The sequence below is a fragment of the Xenorhabdus indica genome (assembly GCF_014467235.1).
Classification (GTDB): domain Bacteria; phylum Pseudomonadota; class Gammaproteobacteria; order Enterobacterales; family Enterobacteriaceae; genus Xenorhabdus; species Xenorhabdus indica.
This window is the reverse complement of record NZ_NKHP01000013.1, coordinates 64,113-87,206: the sequence shown is the minus strand read 5'-3', so window position 1 is coordinate 87,206 and position 23,094 is coordinate 64,113. Positions and strand designations below refer to the sequence as shown.

18 protein-coding genes, 1 other RNA gene and 1 pseudogene are annotated in these 23,094 nt (G+C 38.3%); 10 read left to right on the top strand and 10 right to left on the bottom strand.

The features are described from left to right. Positions 1–21: 21 nt before the first annotated feature. The 6 genes from Xind_RS11820 to Xind_RS11795 all read left to right on the top strand — a co-directional run bounded on the left by Xind_RS11820 (position 22) and on the right by Xind_RS11795 (position 10,691). Positions 22–753: a thioesterase II family protein gene (locus Xind_RS11820; RefSeq protein ID WP_187650092.1), complete on the top strand. Its 732-nt coding sequence runs from the start codon at positions 22–24 to the stop codon at positions 751–753. Positions 754–761: 8 nt separating this feature from the next. Beyond that, the gene (locus Xind_RS11815) at positions 762–1,085 is read left to right on the top strand and encodes a darcynin family protein (protein WP_047680361.1); all 324 of its coding nucleotides are present in this window, start codon (positions 762–764) and stop codon (positions 1,083–1,085) included. A gap of 121 nt (positions 1,086–1,206) precedes the next feature. Next, positions 1,207–3,771, top strand: a complete 2,565-nt coding sequence (locus Xind_RS11810; protein WP_187650091.1) for a non-ribosomal peptide synthetase — start codon at positions 1,207–1,209, stop codon at positions 3,769–3,771. 103 nt (positions 3,772–3,874) lie between these two features. Further along, the gene (locus tag Xind_RS11805; protein WP_187650090.1) at positions 3,875–8,320 is read left to right on the top strand and encodes a type I polyketide synthase; all 4,446 of its coding nucleotides are present in this window, start codon (positions 3,875–3,877) and stop codon (positions 8,318–8,320) included. Positions 8,321–8,390: 70 nt separating this feature from the next. After that, positions 8,391–9,482 carry a saccharopine dehydrogenase family protein gene (locus Xind_RS11800; RefSeq protein ID WP_187650089.1) on the top strand — a complete coding sequence of 364 codons (1,092 nt, stop codon included), beginning with the start codon at positions 8,391–8,393 and terminating at the stop codon, positions 9,480–9,482. Positions 9,483–9,608: 126 nt separating this feature from the next. Next, positions 9,609–10,691, top strand: a complete 1,083-nt coding sequence (locus Xind_RS11795) for a fatty acid desaturase family protein (protein WP_187650088.1) — start codon at positions 9,609–9,611, stop codon at positions 10,689–10,691. A 229-nt stretch (positions 10,692–10,920) separates the two neighbouring features. On the opposite strand, the gene speD is transcribed toward Xind_RS11795, so the two are convergent. The 5 genes and pseudogenes from speD to smpB form a co-directional block, all read right to left on the bottom strand. After that, on the bottom strand, positions 10,921–12,426 hold the full coding sequence (speD, locus tag Xind_RS11790) for an adenosylmethionine decarboxylase (protein ID WP_047680351.1): 1,506 nt from the start codon (positions 12,424–12,426) through the stop codon (positions 10,921–10,923). 264 nt (positions 12,427–12,690) lie between these two features. Further along, a pseudogene (locus Xind_RS11785) lies at positions 12,691–12,840 on the bottom strand (IS1 family transposase); the annotation flags it as partial. Continuing rightward, on the bottom strand, positions 12,789–13,229 hold the full coding sequence (locus Xind_RS11780) for a PH domain-containing protein (protein WP_246432524.1): 441 nt from the start codon (positions 13,227–13,229) through the stop codon (positions 12,789–12,791). The gene Xind_RS11780 and the pseudogene Xind_RS11785, both read right to left, overlap by 52 nt. Positions 13,230–13,491: 262 nt before the next feature. After that, positions 13,492–13,855, bottom strand: a transfer-messenger RNA (tmRNA) gene (gene ssrA, locus Xind_RS11775). Between the two features lie 50 nt (positions 13,856–13,905). Then, positions 13,906–14,388, bottom strand: coding sequence for an SsrA-binding protein SmpB (gene smpB / locus Xind_RS11770; RefSeq protein ID WP_038259640.1), 483 nt, complete (start codon positions 14,386–14,388; stop codon positions 13,906–13,908). Positions 14,389–14,545: 157 nt separating this feature from the next. On the opposite strand from smpB, the gene Xind_RS11765 reads away from it, so the two are divergent. Together Xind_RS11765 and Xind_RS11760 are read left to right on the top strand one after the other, a co-directional pair. Then, positions 14,546–14,980 (top strand): type II toxin-antitoxin system RatA family toxin, encoded by a 435-nt coding sequence (locus Xind_RS11765; RefSeq protein ID WP_047684070.1) that lies wholly within the window; start codon positions 14,546–14,548, stop codon positions 14,978–14,980. Next, positions 14,973–15,266 (top strand): RnfH family protein, encoded by a 294-nt coding sequence (locus Xind_RS11760; RefSeq protein ID WP_047684068.1) that lies wholly within the window; start codon positions 14,973–14,975, stop codon positions 15,264–15,266. Before Xind_RS11765 ends, Xind_RS11760 begins: the two co-directional genes overlap by 8 nt. A 60-nt stretch (positions 15,267–15,326) precedes the next feature. Here the strand turns inward: Xind_RS11760 and bamE are convergent, their stop codons facing one another. The 3 genes from bamE to nadK all read right to left on the bottom strand — a co-directional run bounded on the left by bamE (position 15,327) and on the right by nadK (position 18,574). Continuing rightward, a complete protein-coding gene (gene bamE / locus Xind_RS11755; protein ID WP_047684066.1) occupies positions 15,327–15,671 on the bottom strand; it encodes an outer membrane protein assembly factor BamE in 345 nt (114 codons plus the stop codon). Between the two features lie 201 nt (positions 15,672–15,872). After that, positions 15,873–17,546 carry a DNA repair protein RecN gene (gene recN / locus Xind_RS11750; protein WP_047684063.1) on the bottom strand — a complete coding sequence of 558 codons (1,674 nt, stop codon included), beginning with the start codon at positions 17,544–17,546 and terminating at the stop codon, positions 15,873–15,875. A gap of 149 nt (positions 17,547–17,695) precedes the next feature. Then, positions 17,696–18,574 (bottom strand): NAD(+) kinase, encoded by an 879-nt coding sequence (gene nadK / locus Xind_RS11745; protein ID WP_187650104.1) that lies wholly within the window; start codon positions 18,572–18,574, stop codon positions 17,696–17,698. A 124-nt stretch (positions 18,575–18,698) separates the two neighbouring features. On the opposite strand from nadK, the gene grpE reads away from it, so the two are divergent. Next, entirely contained in the window at positions 18,699–19,280 is a 582-nt protein-coding gene (gene grpE / locus Xind_RS11740) for a nucleotide exchange factor GrpE (protein WP_047684057.1), read from the top strand. 64 nt (positions 19,281–19,344) lie between these two features. On the opposite strand, the gene ung is transcribed toward grpE, so the two are convergent. Further along, positions 19,345–20,025 carry a uracil-DNA glycosylase gene (gene ung, locus Xind_RS11735; RefSeq protein WP_187650086.1) on the bottom strand — a complete coding sequence of 227 codons (681 nt, stop codon included), beginning with the start codon at positions 20,023–20,025 and terminating at the stop codon, positions 19,345–19,347. Positions 20,026–20,374: 349 nt separating this feature from the next. On the opposite strand from ung, the gene Xind_RS11730 reads away from it, so the two are divergent. Then, positions 20,375–21,577: a Tle-like phospholipase domain-containing protein gene (locus Xind_RS11730; protein ID WP_047684053.1), complete on the top strand. Its 1,203-nt coding sequence runs from the start codon at positions 20,375–20,377 to the stop codon at positions 21,575–21,577. 86 nt (positions 21,578–21,663) lie between these two features. On the opposite strand, the gene srmB is transcribed toward Xind_RS11730, so the two are convergent. Then, on the bottom strand, positions 21,664–23,004 hold the full coding sequence (gene srmB, locus Xind_RS11725; protein WP_187650103.1) for an ATP-dependent RNA helicase SrmB: 1,341 nt from the start codon (positions 23,002–23,004) through the stop codon (positions 21,664–21,666). Positions 23,005–23,094: the final 90 nt, after the last annotated feature.

The following is a 23,094-nucleotide window of genomic DNA, read 5'->3' as shown; positions in this document are numbered from 1 at the left end:
CATCTTATTTATAGAGTTAATATGTTAGATAAAATTCATTTAAATACACCGATAAATGCGAAATTGAGATTATATCTCCTGCATCATGCGGGGGGATCTCACATGTTTTACAGAACATGGCAACAAGAATTACCTGATTGGATAGAGTTCATTGCGATAGAACTTCCTGGTCGGGGATTGAGTTTTGGCAAAGCGTGCCTGGAATCGATGGAAGACATTTTAGAGGCGTTATTGCCTGTGATTAAGACCGATAAACCATTTGCGTTTTTTGGGCATAGTATGGGGGCATTAATTACTTATGAATTGACTTTAAAATTGCAAGCGCGCTGTATATACCCACTGTGGATTGGCCTATCTGCATTCAAACCACCTCATATAAAAAGAGCAGAATTAGTTCATCGCGACTTAATGACGGAAAATCAGTTTTTAGATTATTTAAAAACATTAGGGGATGTCAGTGAATTAATTGAAGATAAACATGCAATGAAAATCATGCTTGAAATAATCAGGAAAGATTTTAAAGTCATTGATGATTTTATCATGAGTGAATCAAAAATTGATAATAAAACCGCAGTAGGTTTGTTTTATGGTAAAAAAGATTCAGAGGTGACATATGAAATGATGAAAGATTGGCCGGGCTATATTTCAGGTCGATGTACAATCTATGGATTCCAGGGTGGGCACTTTTATTTACAAGAAGTTAAAAGTGAAGTCATCAATAAAATAACATTTGAAATAAATAAAATTATATAGGAAATAAAATGAAATACGTCATTATTTGGACATTAATTTTACATCAGAAATGGAATGCGCTTAATCGGAATGAACGGAAAAAATTGCAAAATGAACATTTGCCAGAGATATTAAAAAAATACAGTTCATCCATTAGCCTGAGAACGATAGATACTGAGGGTTTTACCGCAGAATTTCAGGATTTTGTTATTATAGAAACAGAAAATTTAAGTGACTATTATTGTATGTTGCAGGATATGAGAAACACACGAGTCTTCTCTGAAGGGTATTTGAATATCTCTAAAGTTTTCATGGGAATTGAAAACGCTCATGAGGTTTATAACGATGATTGATTTTAACTAACTTTATGGATTTTAAATACATTCTTTGAAAAATGTCAATGAGAACGTTAATTAGGTCAGCTAATTTATGAGATCAATTAAGTCAACACTCAAATGATAGGATATCGATATAATGAATGTAAAAAATGAATTAAATACAAACATTGATAAAGAATATTTTTGGAAGAGAATAATTAATGATCATGAACCCTCTGAGTTTGAAAAATCTCTGATATTCAATCATGATGGCGTGAACCGACAAAAAATAGTGTTTTCACGTGAAGAATCACAAAATATCTTATCCATGGCGAATGGTTCAGATAAACGATTAAGTACTTTACTGATATCACTGATGGGTTTTGCTCAGTCAATAATGCAGAGAAGCCAAAGCTCTTTAATTTTAACCACAAGTTATCTCGATGATGGTGAAGAACCTCAGATAATATGTATTCCGACAAAATATTCACCTGAACAATCTTTGGTCGATCTCATAAAGACAGTATCAAAAGATATCCAGAATTTATTACAGTATAGAATAGGTTCATTTCACGAAATTTGTGAACAACCTAAATTTTTCACATCGTGTATTCTATTGAAAAACTGTCAGACGGTGAATAAAGAAATTTATAATTTATCTGTTTCTCAAGTATTTTTTGAACATGATGATGAAATAATAAGTTGTGAAGTTTATTCACCTTATCATGTTAATTATTATACCGAAATTATTAAAATGGTCGTGTTGTTGAGCCAGCAGATTCGTTCTCAGAAGTCGCTCGGTGCGCTCAAACTATCGGAAGAATCGGGTGTATATGCCCATCACTTTACACCTGAAATTGACAGTCATTCTACTATTCATTCTTTATTTGAAGAACGAGTAAAACAGCATCCTTTGCGCACAGCGATCACAGATGAACATTGCACCCTCAGTTATATCGAATTAGATAAATTAAGCTCAATGTTTGCCACTACATTGTTAAGCCAGGGAATTAAACAATATGATACCGTCGGTATTCATATGAATCGTTCATGTGCCGCCATTGTTGCTATGCTGGCTGTTTTAAAAATAGGGGCTAAATATTGTCCGCTTGATATAAATTGGCCTGCTTCGCGAAAGAAACATGTTAAAGATACCGCCTTGATTAAGCATGTCATTGTTTCTGATGAAACGATCTGTGAGCTTGAAGATTGTCAGAATATTGTTTATGTATCGCTTGATAGCGATACCAATATTGATATCGGTGAACAGTATCATATAACGTCAGAAGATTCTGCTTATGTTATTTTTACGTCTGGTTCAACAGGTGCGCCAAAAGGTGTTGAAGTTTCGCATGCTGCTGTCATAAATCTGGTTTTAGGATTACATGACAGAGTTTATCAACATTATCAGGGTACTCTGAATGTAGCCATGATGTCTGCAATGAGTTTTGACGCCTCAGTACAACAACTATATCCGGCATTGTTACTCGGCCATACTCTTCATATGGTGCCTGAGTCCGTCAGGCGGAATGGAAAAAGGGTGGTTGAATTCTGGGGCAAGAATGCTATCCAGATTGCAGATTGTACACCGACACATTTACGTATGATCCGAACACAATTCGCAGAACATTCAATTCGTTGTACGGTCAATCATCTTATGATTGGTGGTGAATTGTTGGAAAAACATAATTGGTATAATTTTGCCAAATGTTGGGAGTCGGTTCCTAATGCTTCTAATGCTTACGGCCCGACAGAATGTTGTGTGCAATCCACTTCTTTTGAATTTAACGAGCAGAGTGAAATTCAAACACCGACAATTCCCATTGGTTTTCCGATGCCGGGTGAAGAGATTATATTGATTGACGACTTTTTAAGACGGTTACCTGAAGGCGCAATTGGTGAAATTGCCATTGCTGGAAAGGGGCTTGCAAAAGGCTACATAAATCATCCAGAGTTAACCGCCGAAAAGTTTATTACTATCGAAGGTAAAAAATATTATAGAACCGGTGATCTTGCCCAATATTCAGGAAAGAATGGCTTAATTTATCTTGGCCGATCTGATAATCAGGTCAAAATTAATGGTTATAGAATTGAATTGGGGGAAATAGAAGTCATTACTCAAAAAACGATTAATGAACAAATCAATGGGCTTGAGCCCGGTTCGAAAGCGATTTGTGATGTTTTTGTTATGGTTAACTCCCAAGACTCAGACAATAAATTTTTAGTGGCTTATATATATACCAATATTGAATTTAACGGAGAGGTTTTGAAGAAAGCATTGGTTGAACGTTTGCCAGGTTACATGGTTCCGAGTTATTTCATTAAGGTTGAAGAATTCCCGCAAAATAACAGCGGTAAAATCGATGTGGCGAGGTTGCCTGATCCCAGAAGCATCGCAAGAAGCATTGAAATGAAACCTTGTAGTAGTGAAGTTGAGGTCAATATATTATCTCTGTGGTCTGACGTTTTAAAAATGAATAAGGAAAATATCAGTTCAGGTGATAATTTTTTTGATTTGGGTGGTTCTTCATACACATTGTTACAACTGAGTATTAAGTTGAATGAATTTTTTAATAAGGAAATTGAAGTTGTTGATTTATTCCAATATACCACAATAGAACAACAAGCAATTTTTATAGAATCTCATGGCAAGGCAAATAATTTGGTTGACGATAATCAACTTGAACAATTTGATAATGCGATAGGAATGTTTAATCATTGAGTGTAAATGGTCAAAAATAAAATGATGAACAATCAGTATATGAATGGATTTCGTGAACTTTCGATTCGTATTTATTTTTAATTTTCATTGGTGATGACATATTATGAGTAAAGAAGAAAACCCAATTAATGATAAATTATCTCAAAAATTAACAGGTCTGGAAATCGCTATTGTTGGCATTTCCTGCCGGTTTCCTGATAGCCCAACGGTCGAAAGTTTTTGGAAAAATTGTCTTGAGGGTAATGACTGTATCACCCGGTTTTCTGATGAAACGTTAGCTAAGAATGGTGTTCCTGAACATGAATATAAGCACCAGAATTATGTCAATGCGAAAGGTGTGATTGAAAATCCTTTACGGTTTGATGCTGAGTTTTTCCAATACAATAAGCGCGAAGCGGAATTACTTGAGCCACAAATCAGGCACCTTCACGAATGTAGTTTTGATGCATTAGGTTCAGCAGGTTTAGTGCCTTCAGCTTATAAAGGAAAAGTAGGCTGTTATTTGGCAGCCAGTGCTCAGTTACAGTGGCAAATGGCAGCTTATGAAGAGAGCAAGCAAGATGGAGTCGGTTTATTTTCTGCATTTAGTCTTATCGAAAAAGATTTTGCGGCCACGCGGTTAGCGTATAAGTTGGGGCTGACTGGTCCGGCCGTTGCACTACAAACCGCTTGTTCTTCTTCATTAACCGCAGTGCATATGGCAGCTCGTGCATTATTACTGGGCGAATGCCAGTTGGCTTTAGTGGCTGCCGCCGCTTTGGTGACACCAAATCAACAGGGATATCTCTATCTGGATGGCATGATAGAATCACCGGATGGTGTTTGCCGCCCTTTCGATGAACAGGCCAATGGCACTGTGGGAGGCGAGGGCATTGGAGCCATTGTGCTGCAACCGTTAAAGCAGGCTCTTGCAGAAAAACGGCCTATTATTGCTTTGATTAAAGGAAGCGCGATCAATAATGATGGTGCAAGAAAGATTGGCTATACCGCGCCAAGTATTGAAGGGCAAACAGATGTTATTCGTAGTGCAATCACAGTATCCAAAATTGATCCTAAATCAATTTCATATATTGAAGCACACGGAACGGCAACTAAATTAGGTGACCCAATTGAAATTACTGCGTTAAAAAATGTATTCCATGATTGTCCGGTGGGCAGTATTGCAATAAGTTCAACTAAATCTATTATTGGGCATCTTGATAGTGCTGCTGGTATGGCGGGTTTAATTAAGACGGCATTAATGCTGAAAAACAAAATGCTTTGTGCCAATAAGTATTTCAGCACACCCAATCCTAAATTAAAGCTGGAATCATCACCTTTTTACATTAATAAAAATAGCCAAGAGTGGCATAGCGAATCAATCAGAAGGGCGGGCGTCAGTTCTTTTGGTATTGGAGGGACAAATGCGCATGTCATCCTCGAAGAGATGCTCCATGAACCATTGAAACCTGAATCACCTGAACAAGTGGCACTTTTGCCGTTGTCTGCTAAGAATGCATCAAGTTTATCGATGATGGAAAATGAGCTGCTAAAACTTCTTTCAGAGAAAAAGCATAAATTGTCTGATATTGCTTATACCCTGCAACAAGGGCGGGAACACTTTGATTCCCGATCTGTATTGGTTTGTTCCGGGAGTAAGACATCCAGCACCTTATCTGATTTTATTCACGGAAAAGCAAAACATTCAGCCAAGAGGATCGTCTTTTTATATCCGGGGCAGGGAACACAATATCCGGGTATGGCTTATGCCTTATATCAGCAGGAAACAATATTCAGAAATAGCTGCCAGGATTGTTTCGATTTATTATCTGAAGATACTCAAAAAGAGTTGCATGATTTTTTTGTGAATATATCTGAACAGAAGAGCGTATCCAACGAAATAACCCAACTAGCTATTTTTATTGTTGAATATGCCATGACATCTTTACTGCAACATAAAGGATTTAAACCGTTTGCCTTACTTGGGCATAGTTTAGGTGAGTATGTTGCGGCAACAATATCTGGCGTATTTTCCCTCAAGGACGCCCTACACTTAGTCAGTCAACGGGCAAAACTCATCGAAATGATGTCACCAGGGATGATGCTGAGTGTCGCATTAGGAATAGAACAGATACGCAGTTACCTTGATGAAAAATTTGATATAGCTGCAATTAATGGTAAAGAATCTGTCGTCATTTCTGGTAATGCGGCTAATATTGAGAGGCTGGCATCTGCTCTTCAAAATGATAATATCCAATGCAGAAGATTAAAAACCTCTCATGCATTCCACTCCAGAACGATAAATGAGATTCAGACAGAATATGCTAAGGCGTTAAATTCAGTCAATTTTAACCATCCTGTAATACCCATTCTTTCTAATTTAACAGGTAGCTGGCATTCTGAAGAAGGTATCAGGCAATCTGCATATTGGTTGTCACATCAACGAAATACAGTTGATTTTTTAGGTAGCATAGAAACATTGTCAGAGTTCCATGACCTTGTTTTTATTGAAGTGGGTCCGGGTAATACTTTATCCAGTTTCATACATAAATATTATCAAAACGAAAATGAAAATAAACCATTAATCATTAATATGATTAAACACCCTAATTTAACAGATGATGATCATGAGTATTTTTATCGTCAGCTTGGGAAAATATGGTGTAATACCGAAGGTATAGATTGGCAAAATATCAATCCGCTACAAGGGCATTTGATTCATATGCCAGTGTATCAGTTTGCCAGAACGGAGTATACTCAACTCAGGGATAAATTAGTTTCTGGCATCAATGTAAATAGTGATAATAATACGTTAAATAATAATAAACTCTATTTCCCTGGTTGGCAGCGAGAACTTTATCCTCAAATAGAAGAAGGAAATATAGATCAACCGGTTTTTATTCTTTGTACTCAATCAAGTCATGCCGGTTATCTTGCTTCAAGCAAAGCATTGTGGCCTGATAGCACAGTGATTTTTATTGATGATTCAGATAGTCTTAAATCATTAACACCATTACCTGAAAGTAGATTTCTTCTGATCCCTGAAAAAGAAAGATGCGAAAATGATCCCATTGAATACTATTTGCAATGGGTTGAAGGTCTTCGCATCATTTTAACTCTGCTAGAATTGCAAGCTGCACGATTTATTCTTTTCACCCCTGAAATTGAAAACGTGCTGGGATGTGAACAAGCGATACCAACGATTTCATTGTTAAAGGGGTTGGTTCAATCAATTTCTCATGAGTACCAACAGCATCAAGTAATGCAAATAGATTTATCTGGAAATGACGTACAGGATGACAGATCTAACTTGCTGATACGGGGTCTTGTGAATTCAGGTAAATATAATCAAGTTGCAATACGGCATGGTCAGTTATGGCTTCCTGAATTCAAACCATTATCAATAACGCCTCTGAATAGTGTTGAGAAATCACATGGATTACAAGAAGGGGATTTAGTATTTATTAGTGGGGGTCTTGGTGGTATAGGATTAAAGCTGGCAGAATCATTAGCAATTCAGTATCGTGCACGTTTTGTTTTAGCCTCTCGCTCACCGTTTCCGGCAAGATCTGAATGGGATCTTATAAAGAAAGATCCAACACAAATGGAAACAATGAAAAAAATTGAGAGTATCGAAAAAATAGAACAAGTTGGGAGTGAAGTTTATATTCATTCTATTGATGTCTCTTGTGAAAAAGAGCTTCATTCATTGCTGCAATCAGTTGAGAAGGAATTGGGACCATTCAGTATGGTGATACATGCAGCAGGATCTGATGCTGGTGCATTGATTGCGCAACCTAATCTCACATTGCATCGTGATATCATGGCTGCTAAAGTCATGGGTGCTAATAACTTGCTTTCCTATTTTAGTGACAAAAGCCTTCGTTCCATGCTGTTTTGTTCTTCTTTGCTATCTTATTACGGAGCTTATGGGCAATCTGCGTATGTTGCGGCTAATGCTTATTTAGAGGCGATTGCAGACGACCAGAGGTTTCCTTTCAGGATTTGTTCCATCTCTTGGGATCGATGGTTAGAAGTGGGTATGGCGGTTAATACTATAACAAATTCCAATACAACGCTCGGTTTAACTAACCAAGAAGGGCAAGATGTATTTCTTCAGATAATTTCCCATTATCCTAATAAATTTTCAGTGTCAGTATTACCCATAAAAGACAGAATAGAACAAGATGAGCTTTCACGATTAAATAATAAAGATCATGTATACAATATAAAACATTCGCGTGCTGAGGATTCAATAAAAGAGATTATTATAGAAGTATGGAGACACCAACTGGGTCTTTCTGAACTGGATGAATATATAAGCTTTTTTGATTTAGGCGCGACCTCACTTGATATTGTTCAAGTTAATGAAAAATTAAAGAAGAAGTTAAATATGGATATTCCCATTGCAATGATGTTTACTTATAGTTCTGTAGTTAAACTCCAAACTGCGTTGCAGAATATAATCAATAAATATAGTGGTACGCATCAAGATAAGGAAAATATAAATCAAAATGATAGAAGGAGTTTAGCTAAAAAACGCATGAATAAAAGGTTACGCAATAATTGAAGTTGTATTGTCAAATGTACTTAATCATTCTAGAAAGAAAATCTTGAGTTCTATTCTGAGGGTTTATTAAATGAAAAAATTATCTGTCTTATTAGTCGGAGGATATGGCATTGTTGGGCAGCAAGTTGCGCAGATTTTAAATCAGCATGCTCCTGAGTTGGAGTTAATTATTGCAGGAAGAAATATTTATAATGCCAGTCAATTAGCCCAAACATTAGGAAATGCAAAGGCAGTGGCTCTTGATATTGATAATATCGATTTATCAGATGAAATAAAAATTGACATAATATTAGCCACTGTTAATGATCCAAAAGATAATTTATTGCATTTTGCAAATAAAAATGGTATCGCTTATATAGATATAACGCGTTGGACTGAACGATTGCAGGTTGCACTAAGCAAGGCTGTAATCATGAAAAATAAAAAACCAAGCTCAATGATTTTTGCGTCATCGTGGATGGCGAGTGTGGTTGCAACACTTGCCAATAATATGAGTAAATCATTGGTGAACGCCACGAGTATTGATATCAGTATACTCAGTGCTTCGAATGATCAGTCAGGCCCGGATTCATTTGATTATTTAGATAGCCTTGCGACGCCATTTACTGTAAAAAAAAATGGGCGATATCAGAAAACACGCCCTTTTTCGGATGAACGTATTATCTTATTTGATGATAATTGTCGGTATAGTGTTTTTCGCATAGATATGCCTGATCAATTTATTTTGCCTTTAATAACAAATGCTCAAACCGTTGCCACGAGAATTGGTTATGATAATCATAAGGCGAATAAGATCTTATCATTTTTTATAAAAAATGGTATTTGGAAATTGATATCAGGTGATCTGTTTAAAAAGTTACGTAAAAAGATTTTTTATCATCCCGGTACCGGAGATCAGCATCAAATTCGGATTGATATACATGGAACTGATGAAAAAGGGGATCGAAAACACATATATACCCATATTAAAGACCCGAAGGGACAAGCACATTTAACCGCTACAGGCGCTGCTGCTTTAGTTATGCAGTTGGCTGAGCACATTCAACGTGATCAAGATGATATCTTGATGATGGGAGAAGAGTTTTTATGTGCTGAAAAGCTTAAAGCCCTTTTACAGTCAGAAGATATCATTCTTAATGAGAAAAATGAAATATTGACGTAATTCCTTTTAAGTTATCTTAAGTGACTGGAATAAGAAAGCTGATTAAACGAACCTTCCAGTCACATAGTTAACTATCAAAACTTAATTCATCTCATTGTTAATAAAATATCAGGAGAGGATTTAATTATGCCGTTGTCTGAAATAAATTTAAGTAATCATTTCAATATATCTCGCAATGTGATTTCCAGTTTAAGAACACTAAGGAAATTGGATAATTATCACTGGGCTATTGCACTTTCAAAAGATTATCTTGTTGTAATAATTGCGATATATTTAAGTGTTGGTATAAGTTTCTGGTTCTACCCACTCTCTTTATTGATGATAGGTTCGACACAACGGGCGTTCACTAATATATTACATTATTCATCTCATCATGTTTTAGCTAAAAACAAGTTCCTGAATTATATCGCCGGGACTTTTTTATCTGGGCATTTGGTATTTCATTTGCTTAGCACTTATAAAGATCCCCATGTCAGGTATCATCACGCTCATTTAGGTGACCCAGAAAAAGATCCTGATTATAAATTCCATATAGATAGTGGATTATATGATTTTAATCAAAATGATAGGGAGTTTTTTATACAAAATATATTATTAACCCTTTCAGGATACAGAACATTCAAATATATAAAATATGTCATAGAAGACATAATTAAATCAAGGAGGAATAAAGAGTTAAAAAAAGACGAAGATAAAGTTATAAAGAAAAAATCAGAAAATAAAAATGATAAAGAATCAACTTACTTTTTTATTTATTGGATTATCATACTTTCAATTATCATTTATTCTGGTTACTTCCTGTATTTTATTCTACTTTGGATAGTTCCATTATTTACGGTTACAGTAGCTATTGGGTGGATTATCGGCATAGCTGAACATTATCCTCTGCCCGCATCCGAAAAGGAGGCATTATTGCTAACACGAAATACAAAAGGTATTTGGTGGGAACGCTTCTTGTTTGGAAGACATTATGATAATTATCACTTAGTGCATCACTTGTATCCGGGTATTCCTCATTGGAATATCAAGAAAGCACATATATATTTATTGAATGATCCCAATTATCAAAAATGGGATGATTTGTGGGGAGGGATATTTATCCGTGAATATCCGCATCAAGAAACAATGCTAAGCTATGCATCAAAGTATAGAAAATTCAAAAAAGAGAATAAAGAGGGGAGTTTTGCAAAACGTCTACTTTCTATTTGAATATTTTTTATATTAAAACGGTTTAATCTAAAGGGCTTTCAGGGCCCTATTGTGCTTTTTGGGTATCAAGCAATCAGTTTCGGGATATCATAACGATTTGTATTATTTATTCTGTAACTGATTGTCTTTCACGCCCGGTTAATTAACAATCAGTTCTTTCGTTGAGTGAATAAACTTAATGTTTCAACGTTGAGTAAGGTGCTAAGAAGATATTCTATTTATTTTAAAATTAAAAACCCCGCTGTAGTATCTTATACTCATATTCTTGAGCATTAAGTTGCGTTTGTAGTTGCATCATAAATGCATCTTGATGTTTAAATTCATTGCAAACAAATAAATCAAGAGCAGCGTACTGATATTCAGGCCATGTGTGAATAGTAAAATGTGACTCTGCTAATATTAGTGCACCACTGACACCCCATGGTTGGAATTGATGGAAGTTATGAGTCACAACATTCAGCTGACATTGTTGGGCAATATCAAGCATGATTTTTTCAATGGCTGATACAGATTTCAGTACCTCTGCATCACAATCTTTCATATCTATGATGATGTGAGTGCCGAGTTGTCGTGTATTATCCGGTGAACTTACTTTTTCCTGACCACGATATTGAAATTTAGTGCCGTGGCACTTATTACAAGTTGCCTTTATGAGTTGTTCTATCGTTAATATGTTCTTTCCGTGTCCAATGGTTATCATGTTATTACATGATTTACATTGGTAAAATTTTATACGAGGGTTAATTTCTCCAGTATAGATTTTATCTGAATAATTATTTCCCCCTGAGATTGTCGGGTATGTTTGAGGTGTAACAGCAAGAACATAGAGATCGCTGACATTACTGATAATACTTCCGCCATGATATTTATTGAATTGCGGATAAATATTTTTGATAAGAAGATTCTGATTATTGAATAACCTTTGAACTTCTTGGTTTTCCATTGGTTTTTTTTGACCAAAGGAGAGTAAGATCTCACTATTATCATTTTTAGTGAAACTAATTGCCCGTGATAAAAATAGTTTTAATCCGCTCAATGTATAAGGTGGATCAGTCAAGACGATGTCAAAATTTTTAGTGTATATATTAGCGAGTTTTAGATCTAAGTATTCAGTATTAATGACAAAATTATTCTGCTCTGCGACATCTCGAATAAAAGTTAGCAGGTCTTGATCGATATCTTTGACAAAAATATTTTTTGAGCAATCGTAGCCGAGCTTTTTAAATGCCATCATCAGGGCTAAGGAAGTCAAATCATCATCACCCAAAAATAAAATATTTTGTTTAAATACTCGTGGATTATTAAGTAATAGCATTACCCGGCGTATTGATGTCTCTAATGTCGCATGTGCTTGATCTAACAAAACATTGACTTGAGGCCTGCTGTTATATATAGGCTCCAATAAAACGGAAAGCTCTTTCTCGAATTCTTCTCGTTTTTCTTCTGATGACAGCAAGTTATATTTATTTATATCAACTGATTTATATCCCAGTTCATCTTGTACATATTTTACACCCATGGAGTTTAATTTAAATACACCTTTATTTTCAGCATAATCGTATTTTATTAATTCTTTTTTAAATGCAGAGATGATAGGAATAGGCAATCTACTATTTAATGAAAGATCTTTATTTGATGTGTGGCCATGTAAATATATATGTATTAATAACTCCTCTAAAATGTCAACTGAGTGCGACAGATTCATATTATTTTTTATAGCATATAGATTGTTCATTATAATCTCTTTTTAATTTAACGTTTAATTATAGATTTTTAATCTAAATTAATATTTTCCTCCTAATTCTATAAATTTACCCTCCTATAAATTATATATTTTAAATTCCATTATATAGACTAATGTCAATTTCAAATAGTTATTATTATTTCTGAAATAATGATCGCGATTAATATATCAGTTTGGATTCGAGATAAAATGAAGGTCATGCTCCTAATAGAGAGCATAAAAATCTGTGGGTCATGCTTCCAATAGTTAGATCGCTTAGAGAAAGTAGTATTCACGCTCAATAAACGTTCCTATCACTTTATCGTGTATTTCTTCAGATTTGGAATAGCCTATCGTTTTTCGATTCAGCCTCTTTATCCGGATACGGAGAGTGAGATTAGTTCTCTCAATACGTTGGGTAAAAACGAGCTGGTGTCTAGTACTGATGATTTAAATTTATTTGATTTTGGGGTCCCAGGCTCAGGTTGTTGCTCTGCATGTGGTGGTTCAGCATCTGATCCAGATTCATGGGTTACTAGCAATTCGTTCAAGAGTGGAAGGAACTTTGCAAGTGCTTTCTTCTCTATGCTGTTAAATACATAACCGTGATAATTAATACTCAATGTAAGTTTTGAAAATAGTAAGCCTTTCTTATCTTCACATCCATTTATTGATTCTAAAGAAAACTTATCGTGATGTACTTTTTTGAACAGGTTAATTCTTACGAAGTGAATATTGATATTAGTCAGTAAGAGTAATGTGCCTTTACTTCCATTTAGATCACCGGCTAGAACTGCGATAGGCTGCTCATTCATTTCTAAATTTCTAGCGACGTAAAGAAACTCTTTTTTTCTACGAGTTATGCCAACAGAATTATCACCAGACAATCTACTCAGTTCTGTTAATAAGCCGGAGTCAGATGCAACTTTGTAGTCAATCATTACTGCTATCATCCTTATGTTTTAAAGGCCACCTGTTATACGATGCTACTATGATAGAAAAATAAAATGGGTGGACGTAAAGTGGACATGGGCAAACAAAAAGGGGCTGCGTTTTCACGCAACCCCTTGATTTATTTGGTGGAGCTGGCGGGAGTTGAACCCGCGTCCGAAATTCCTACATCCTTGGTACTACATGCTTAGTCTAGTCTTTACATTCGCTTGCCAGCTGCGGACAGACACGCCACTAACAAACTAGCCTGATTGAATTTAACGCTTCAACCCCAAGCAAGGCATCCACGCGATCTCTTTTGGGTTTGACCTCTCTTGATCCCCGTCCTAAGAGCGGAGGCTAGGGAGAGAGGGCTCTGCGCAGGTTATTAAGCTGCCAGTGCGTAGTTTTCGTCGTTTGCGACTATTGTTTTGCGGCTTTTTACGAGGCCAACCGCCCCTCGGCATGCACCTTGGGTTTCGCGAATCCCGTCGAATCCAGAATCAGCCCCAAGTATGTTAAACGCAAGTATATCAGAATACTGGGGAATAATGCTAGTGATTAACGCCCTGCATTCTTCATAATTCGTGCTTTGTCTAATTTCCACTCACGTTCTTTAATGTCTGAACGTTTATCGTGCGCTTTTTTACCTTTTGCAACGCCAATTTTGATTTTGCACCAAGCGTTTTTCCAATAAAGGGAAAGTGCAACGATAGTATAACCTTCGCGATTAATCCGTCCGTACAAGGAATCAAGTTCGCGCTTGTTAAGTAATAGCTTACGTGACCGTGTGGGATCACAGACCACATGGGAAGAGGCGACATTCAATGGCGTGATCGTGGCTCCAAAAAGATAAGCATCACCATCTTTGAGCAAAACATAACTCTCACTGATATTTGCTTTACCAGCGCGCAGCGATTTAACTTCCCAACCTTGTAGTGATAAACCGGCTTCGAATTCTTCTTCAATAAAGTATTCGTGACGGGCTCGCTTATTCATGGCAATAGTTGCCGAACCGGGTTTGTGTGCTTTTTTCTTTGTCATAATGCGTTGTATTATACTGTAAGCGTTAATGAAAGAAATCTATTCTGCATGATATTTAACGATAAGTGGACATTTATTGCTCTAAATCTCGTCGGGTTTTTATTTAACCACATTAAAGTGATACTATTCGGCGCTGTTACGTTTTACAGGAAATGATATGCCACAGATTAGTCGCTCTGCGTTAGTTCCTTACAGCGTGGAACAAATGTATAAATTGATCAATGACGTGAAATCTTATCCGGATTTTTTGCCGGGATGTGTGGGTAGCCGTGTCATAAGTAGCAGTGATAATGAGATGACGGCTTCTGTTGATGTCTCCAAGGCGGGGATTAGTAAGACGTTTGTGACGCGAAATACGTTATTTGATAATAAAAGTATCAATATGCAGTTGGTTGATGGCCCTTTCCGCAAGCTAATGGGCGGATGGCATTTTACACCGCTTAGTGAGGATGCCTGTAAGATTGAGTTACATCTCGATTTTGAATTTACTAATAAGTTGATTGAGTTAGCTTTCGGTAAGGTTTTTAAAGAGCTAACCGGTAATATGGTTCAAGCTTTTACCCAACGTGCACGAGAGGTTTATAGTGCCTGATATCAATATCGAAGTTATCTATGCTTTACCTGAACGGCAGTATCTGCGTAAGGTAAAATTACCTGAAGGTGCAACTGTCGAACTGGCAATTGTGGAATCAGGTATTTTAGCATTACGTAGTGATATCGATTTGGCTAAGAATAAAATCGGTATTTATAGCCGTCCGGCTAAGTTAACAGATACGTTGGAAGAAGGGGATCGTGTAGAAATTTATCGTCCCCTTATTGCGGATCCAAAAGAAATGCGGCGTAAACGGGCTGAACGAGCGAAAAATAGTGCTCAATAAACATCCATTTGTTACTTATGCGCCAAATAACTATCTGGCGCATAAGTAAAATCGCATACTTTATCCATTTTGAGGTAAAGTTTTTTCATTTTTGATATCAGTTAAAACACCATTGCTATCAAAAATGAGTGTCAGTGTCTCTTGTTTTACTTTCGCATGACCAGGTTGCTGACGGAAGATGTAGTACCAGGTTTGGCTCCCAAATGGGTCTGTCAGCATTGGTGTTCCCAAAGTGTAAGTAACTTGCTGTTGGGTCATCCCTTTATGAATTTTTGATACCTCAGCCGATGTCAGGTAATTCCCTTGATTAATATCAGGACGATAAACAACTCGCTCAAACATGGAGCAACCCGCAGTTAGCATAACCAACGATACAGTAGCGGCAGTCAACAATTTACAGCGCATAGTAATTACATTCCTTTAGGAGTCAGGCCGTCGATAATAATAAACATTATAGAGTTTGAAAACCTTTATGCCATTTACCTATATCTTTAATTTTGAAATCTGTAAAATATATGACTTCAAGCATACAAAAAAGTTGTATACACGTCGTCTTTCAAGTTACAGCTTTATTGACTGCATCTTGAAATCCATAGGGTATTTAATTTATGCCTCTAATAGTTCTTTTGCATTAGCCAACGTGTTTTTTGTAACTTCACTTCCTGCCAGGAGACGGGCAAGCTCCTGAAGACGGGATTTTTTGTCCAATAGCTGCATTCGGGTTTCTGTTTCTTCTCCGTCAGTTTGTTTGCTGACGTAAAAGTGTTGGTGACCACATCCTGCAACTTGCGGTAAATGTGTAACACACATAACCTGGGTTGATTCGCCTAATTCACGAAGAAGCCTGCCTACAATCATTGCTGTTGGGCCACTGATACCAACATCAACTTCGTCGAAAATTAATGCAGGAGTTTCCGTTTTTTTAGCGGTAATAACCTGAATAGCCAGAGCAATACGAGAAAGCTCACCACCTGAAGCCACTTTCGCCAGTGCTTGATGGGGCTGCCCAGGGTTAGTTGTAACGTTAAATTCCACCTTGCTGGCTCCATCAATATTTAAATGTTCAGGTTCGAATATAACATCAATGGTGAAACGCCCATGAGGCATGGAAAGCTGGTGCATACTGTTGGTGATAAGATGGCTTAATTCAAGGGCGTACTGTTGGCGGACCTGATGCAGTTTTTCTGCAACGTTGAGTGTTTGTTGATAGTGTAAACTAACAAGTTCACTGAGATGAGCACAATCATCTTCTTGCTGTGAAAGTTGGTGTTGTTCTTCCAGAAGCTGCTGGTGTAAAGCTGGTAGTTCTTCCGGAGAGACATAATGCTTACGCGCTATACTGATTTGTTGCGATATTTTTTGTTCTAATTCAAACAGGCGGTTAGGATCTAATTCCAGTTGATCTCTGTAATGACGCAATTCATCACTGACTTCACTGATTTGGATAGCAGCTTCTTCCAGCATGTTGAGTGATCCACTGAGTTTATGATCCATACTGGCAAGGTCAGTCAGTTCATTTCGTGCGTAACTGAGAAGGCTAACGATATTTTGTTCATCATTGTCACTTAATATCTGGAGAATATTTTGGCTGGCAGACAAAAACTGACCGCAATTTGCCAGGCGCTTATATTCGCTGTCCTGCTCTTGATATTCACCAGCTTGAGGCGCAAGTTCATTCAGTTCTTTCAGATGATATTCCAGTAGTTGCTGTCGAGAGCGACGCTCAAGTGCTTGTTGTTGGAATTGGGCAAGTGACTGACAGCTTTGTCTCCATTGCTGATATGCCTGCTTCATTTCATTCTGCAACACAAATTCGCCGGCGTAGATATCCAGTAAATGTTTTTGATGGCGATTTTCTAAAAGCAACTGATGGGCATGTTGCCCGTGGATTTGAATCAAGTGTGAACCTAATTCACGAAGTTGGGAAAGGGGAACCGCAGTACCATTGATAAAACCACGGGAGCGGCCGTCTGCGGTAATAGTACGCCGTAGCAGGCACTCATTATCATCATCAAAACTACCGTCGAGCTGATGCGTTTCTAGCCATTTACGGGCAGAAGGAGCATCGGACAGCAAAAAGCGGGCACAAATGTCAGTACGAGGAGCGCCAGTACGAACCATATTCGCTTCGCCACGATTACCGAGGCATAAACCCAGTGCATCAATTGCAATTGATTTACCTGCCCCGGTTTCTCCTGTGATAGTTGTCATTCCTGAGCGAAAATCAATTTCAAGTTCGCGAACAATGGCAAAATTACTGATGGTCAATTGAGCCAACATCGTGCTCCTCCTACCTTTTCCTATACTTAAAACCATGTTTTTATAATGAGTTCATGATATAAGTTCATGTTCCTGTGTATAAAAACATGTCTGTTCTTCCATACAGTATAAACTGGTTTTTTATACAGTAAAGTAGGAAAGCTGGGTTTTTAGAACATTTTTTTCGACCAGCCTAGTTTAGTACTTAATGTATTGAAGTAGTTATAATCTTTCGGGTGGATTAAATGCAGGTTATATTCACTGCGTTTAATGATAACTTCTTCACCATCCTGGATTGGTAAGACAATCTGGCTATCGCAACTGACTTCGTAATCACTGCTGTTTTGGGCAAATTTCAGACGAATGCTACTTCCGCTACTGATGACAAGAGGACGAGCAGAAAGCGTGTGTGGAAACATGGGAACCAACACAATAGCATCCAGGTTTGGTGTCAGAATTGGCCCACCGGCTGATAGAGAATAGGCTGTAGAGCCGGTAGGTGTTGCTATGATTAAGCCATCTGAGCGTTGAGAAAATGCAAATCGCTCATCAATATAAACTTCAAAATCGATCATATGGGCAACTTTTCCAGGGTGCAAAACGACTTCATTCAGTGCTGTACTGTGCCGTGGTTTCTGACCTTTTTTCGTGACTTGTGCTTCCAGTAAAAAGCGTTTTTCATCCCGATATTCTCCATTGAGAACTTCAGAAAGTTGTTGCAGGGCATTATCGGGATCTAGATCCGTCAGAAAGCCTAAGTTACCACGGTTAATACCAATGACTTTAATATCATAGCGTGCCAATACTCTGGCGGCTCCTAGCATATTTCCGTCACCACCAACGACAATCACCAAATCGGCCATTTTGCCAATTTCGGTTAGTCCTCCGGTCTGAGCGCCTTGTAAGTTAATATCTTTTGCAACTTGTCTATCCACAATTACACAGTAACCTTTAGATACCAGCCAGTGATACAGCATTTCATGGGTGGTTAGTGCTTCAGGATGACGTGGCCGACCGACAATACCGATGCATTTGAATTCATTATTTATTGCTGTTATTTCCTGCAGCATATGGTTTTGCCCTCACAATATGATGTGTTCCCTTGAATCCCTCGTTTTGATCCCCATAATAAGCGGGAGTGGCGAAAATAATACAAAATACGCGGAGATATTCATGAGTAGTAAAGACCAAAAAGTACCTGACGAGCAAGTCTCAGAAAATACAGAAAATGTATTTGAGCAACAAAAAGATGCAGAAAAGGCGGACGCGCCAGAGACTGAAAATGTTGTTGACCCGCGTGTTGCCGAGTTAGAAGAGGAACTGAAACAGGCTCAATCTCGTGAGCGTGATGCGGTTTTGCGTGCTCGTGCTGAAGTGGATAATATTCGTCGTCGCGCTGAGCAGGATGTAGAAAAGGCGCATAAATTCGCATTGGAAAGATTTGCCAATGAACTTCTGCCAGTGATCGATAATCTGGAGCGTGCTTTAGACGCGGCAGATCGTACCAATGAGACTTTGGCACCAATGATTGAAGGTATTGAACTGACACTGAAATCATTTATTGATGCAGTGGGTAAATTTGGCATTGAAGTTGTCAGTGATACTCATGTTCCTTTCAATCCAGAGGTGCATCAGGCGATGACTATGATGGAATCTGATCAACATGAACCAAATCAGGTAATGTTGGTAATGCAGAAAGGCTATACCCTGAATGGACGTCTGCTGCGTCCTGCTATGGTTGCCGTTTCTAAGTAAGAGATATGGATTCTATGATTGCAATGCCGCCGATAGAGGCGGCATTTTTGTAGGTATGAGAGGGTTATTCAGGCAATACTGGATTCCAATCAATTGAAGGCAATCCTTGAGTTTCAAGCAACTGGTTAGCTTGGGAAAAGTGTTTGCAACCTAAGAACCCACGGTGTGCTGATAATGGGGAAGGATGTGGTGCTTTCAGAACATGGTGGCGCTGGGTATCAATAATACGGCCTTTTTTCTGAGCGTGAGAACCCCAAAGCAGGAAAATGACACCGCGTCGGTGTTCATTGATTGCTGCAATTACCCTATCAGTGAATGTTTCCCAACCCAGATTAGCATGGGAATGGGCATTTCCTCGTTCAACCGTCAGCACGGTATTAAGCAGTAATACCCCCTGTTTTGCCCAACTAAGTAGGCAGCCATGATTGGGGGGATGAAATCCTTCAATATCAGATTCCAGTTCTTTGTACATGTTGACGAGAGAAGGTGGTGCAGGAATACCCGGCTGGACTGAAAAAGCCAGTCCATGCGCTTGATTTGGGCCATGATAAGGGTCTTGCCCCAAAATAACCACTTTTACATCAGCCAGTTCAGTATAGCGAAATGCATTGAAAACATCCGGCTGTGGTGGATAGATTGTTTTGCCTGCTTTACGTTCATTGGCGACATAAGCCAATGTATCAACGAAATAGGGTTGTGTCTTTTCATTACCGATGACATCGTGCCATGTGAGAGGTACGGACATAGCGGATCCCGTTTTATATGATTATCAGATGGGCTTAAGCTTACCGATTCCCTTAGCGCAGGGGAACCCTCTGCGGTTCAACTTAAGCGAATTGATAGAAGAAAATACTGTTTTATGGATTTATTGTAAGTTTACGAGCGAGTAAATTGTAATTCTTGTCTGTTCAACTTTTTGAGACCTCATCAAACCAACATTAAATTATTACGTTTGTTTATTAAGTGTCATATAGGGTAATTACTTTATATTGTTAATTAAAAATTAAATTTGATATAAAAATGTTAATAATCCTGCCGATAAGAAGATCTAGGTCAGTCTGTTATGTCTAACTTAAAATAGGTAGGAGTATCTTATGGCTTTGGCAATAAATACCAATTTTTTGAGTCAGTTAGGATTATCTCCTGTACAGGGAAATCAGGAAACTCTTCAGTTACCATCTTCTGGCAGCAAACTTCTAGCCAAAAATGAACATCTTTCCTTATCAATAACTTCATTTTCAGAAAATACGAAACAAACCGATTTACTTTACCAATCATTGGTCAATGCTTCTCAAAGCAAAGTTATGGCAACGCCTGAGTTAAAGGCTAATGATATTGCAGGAAAAGATTCACAATTTATCGACTATGCGTTGGTGCAGGTTACCCGTGACTCATACCGCAGAAATAGTTTTGGCATTGGTGACTATGTACGCATGTCAGATGATGAACTCATAAAGGCGGGTATTGATCCTGATATTCTGGATGACACTTCGACGGGATTTCAGGCAGGGATCTATCATTATAAGGGACTATATATTGTGTCAATTGCAGGCTCAAATGAAATAAAGGATTTTATGGCAAGTATTCGTCAGGGGCTTGGGTACAATGAAAAACAATATAATCAGGCAGTAGCGTTGTCACAGGCGGCATTAAAGGCATTTGGTGAGAATGTGATTTTTACCGGTCATTCACTGGGAGGGGGGCTGGCATCAATGGCTGCTCTGACAACAGGAAAGCCTGCTGTTATCTTTAATTCTGCCGGTGTTTCAGATTGGACTTTGAAACGAATGGGCTGGTCACCACAAGTAGCTCGTGAAATGGCAAACAAGGGGTTAATCCGAAATTATGTTGTTGAGAATGATTGGCTGGATAATTTACAAAAAACGTTGCCACTTCCTCAGCCAATGGGAAACCAGATTCTGCTTGAGAATGAATACGAACCAGAAGACAATATAGTCGATACAATTGTGAACTACAGTTATACGTTACATTCATTCAGAGCTCATTTTTTGGAGGCCATACAGGAATTACTGGTTATTCATAAGCCCTGGCAGAGTAAAGGGGATAGCAAGGAAAGTATGATGATGGCTGCCATGAGTAATGATATAAACGATAATGTTGTTCATTATAACGAAAAATTGTCATTGCAAACTTGGACGGTGGATATGAGTGAAAATGAACTGAATACTTTGTTTGATGAACCTTGTTGTCAATTTGATTCACAGCAGGAATTAAATGCACAAAAGGTTAAGCAATATTATTCAGTTCATACCCATTCAAGTAGGTATCTCACATGATATGTGGCCACTTTCTTGTCTTTTATCAATGAAAAAGCGGGCAAATAGCCCGCTTATCCCATATCCATTGTCAATCGTGAAAACATTTAATCTTGAGTAGATTCTGTCGATTCTGGTTTGGGGTTACCGGAAGGAGAACGGCGTTTTCCGATGTTTTTACTATCACGATGGCGCACTTTCACCCGTTTTTTCTTCACTTCTTCTGCCTTTTTCTTTTCCTTACGTTTTTCCAGCACTTTTTTGGATGGTTTATAGCTTTTCTTTTCGCTCGGTGCTTTGGTTTGCGGACGCAGTTCATCTACAACCCGCATTTTCAGAGGTTCATTGAGATAGCGACTGATTTTTCCAAGCAATAGATGATCATGAGACTCAACCAGCGCAATTGCGGTTCCTTTGCGGCCTGCGCGAGCTGTACGGCCAATCCGGTGCAGGTAAACATCAGCAGTGCGCGGCAAATCAAAATTAAAAACGTGACTGATATTTTCAATATCCAATCCACGGGAAGCAACGTCAGTTGCAACCAACACCTTGACTCTGCCATCATTCAGACGTTTTACCGCTTCGGTTCGTTTGGCCTGTACCATTTCACCTTCAAGGAAGCAGGATTGAATACTTGCCTGATGCAGCCAATCCACTAATTCGCGAACACGCTCCCGTTTGCGTACAAAGACAATTGACTTTGTAACATCAGATTGTTTCAAGAGATGGCATAGTAAGGCTATTTTATGTTCCAGATTATCAGCACGATAATAGAATTGCTGGATTTTCTTGCGTTCACGACGTGAAGGTTCTGCATCAATTTCTACAGGATCTGTCAGCAGGCGTTTCGCAAAATCACGAATAGCTTCACCTTCAAGTGTGGCGGAGAATAACAGTGTTTGTTTGCGCCAGCGCGTTTCTCCGGCAATGGTCTCAACATCATTGGAAAACCCCATATCCAGCATACGATCCGCTTCATCAAGAATTAGGGTTTCTACCGCTCGGCAGTCAAAGTTCTCTTCTTTGATATATTGCAGCAGGCGTCCGGTGGTCGCGACAACAATGTCCTGGTTCTCACTGAACACTTCTGCATGGTTCATATAAGCAACACCACCAGTAATAGTGGCAACATCCAGATTAGTGTGGGCAGCCAGCTCCTTAGCCTGTTCTGCAACCTGCATGGCTAATTCACGGGTTGGTGTTAGGATCAGAATACGTGGTGGCCCTGACTTTTTACGTGGAAAGTCCAGTAAATGTTGTAGAGCTGGCAGCAGGTAGGCCGCTGTTTTGCCTGTCCCTGTCGGCGCAGAACCGAGTACATCACGCCCATCCATGGCCGCAGGAATGGCCGCTGCCTGAATTGTTGTCGGACGATCATAGCCTTTGTCGTTCAACGCATTAAGCAGGCATTCATCAAGTTCGAATTCGGAAAAGTTTGTCGCAGTCATCATATACCTCTGTTTGGGGCGCCGATTATAAACAGGTTAGGCGCATTCTTCACCCTATAACATACGTCAGTAATAAAAGTATCCAGTATG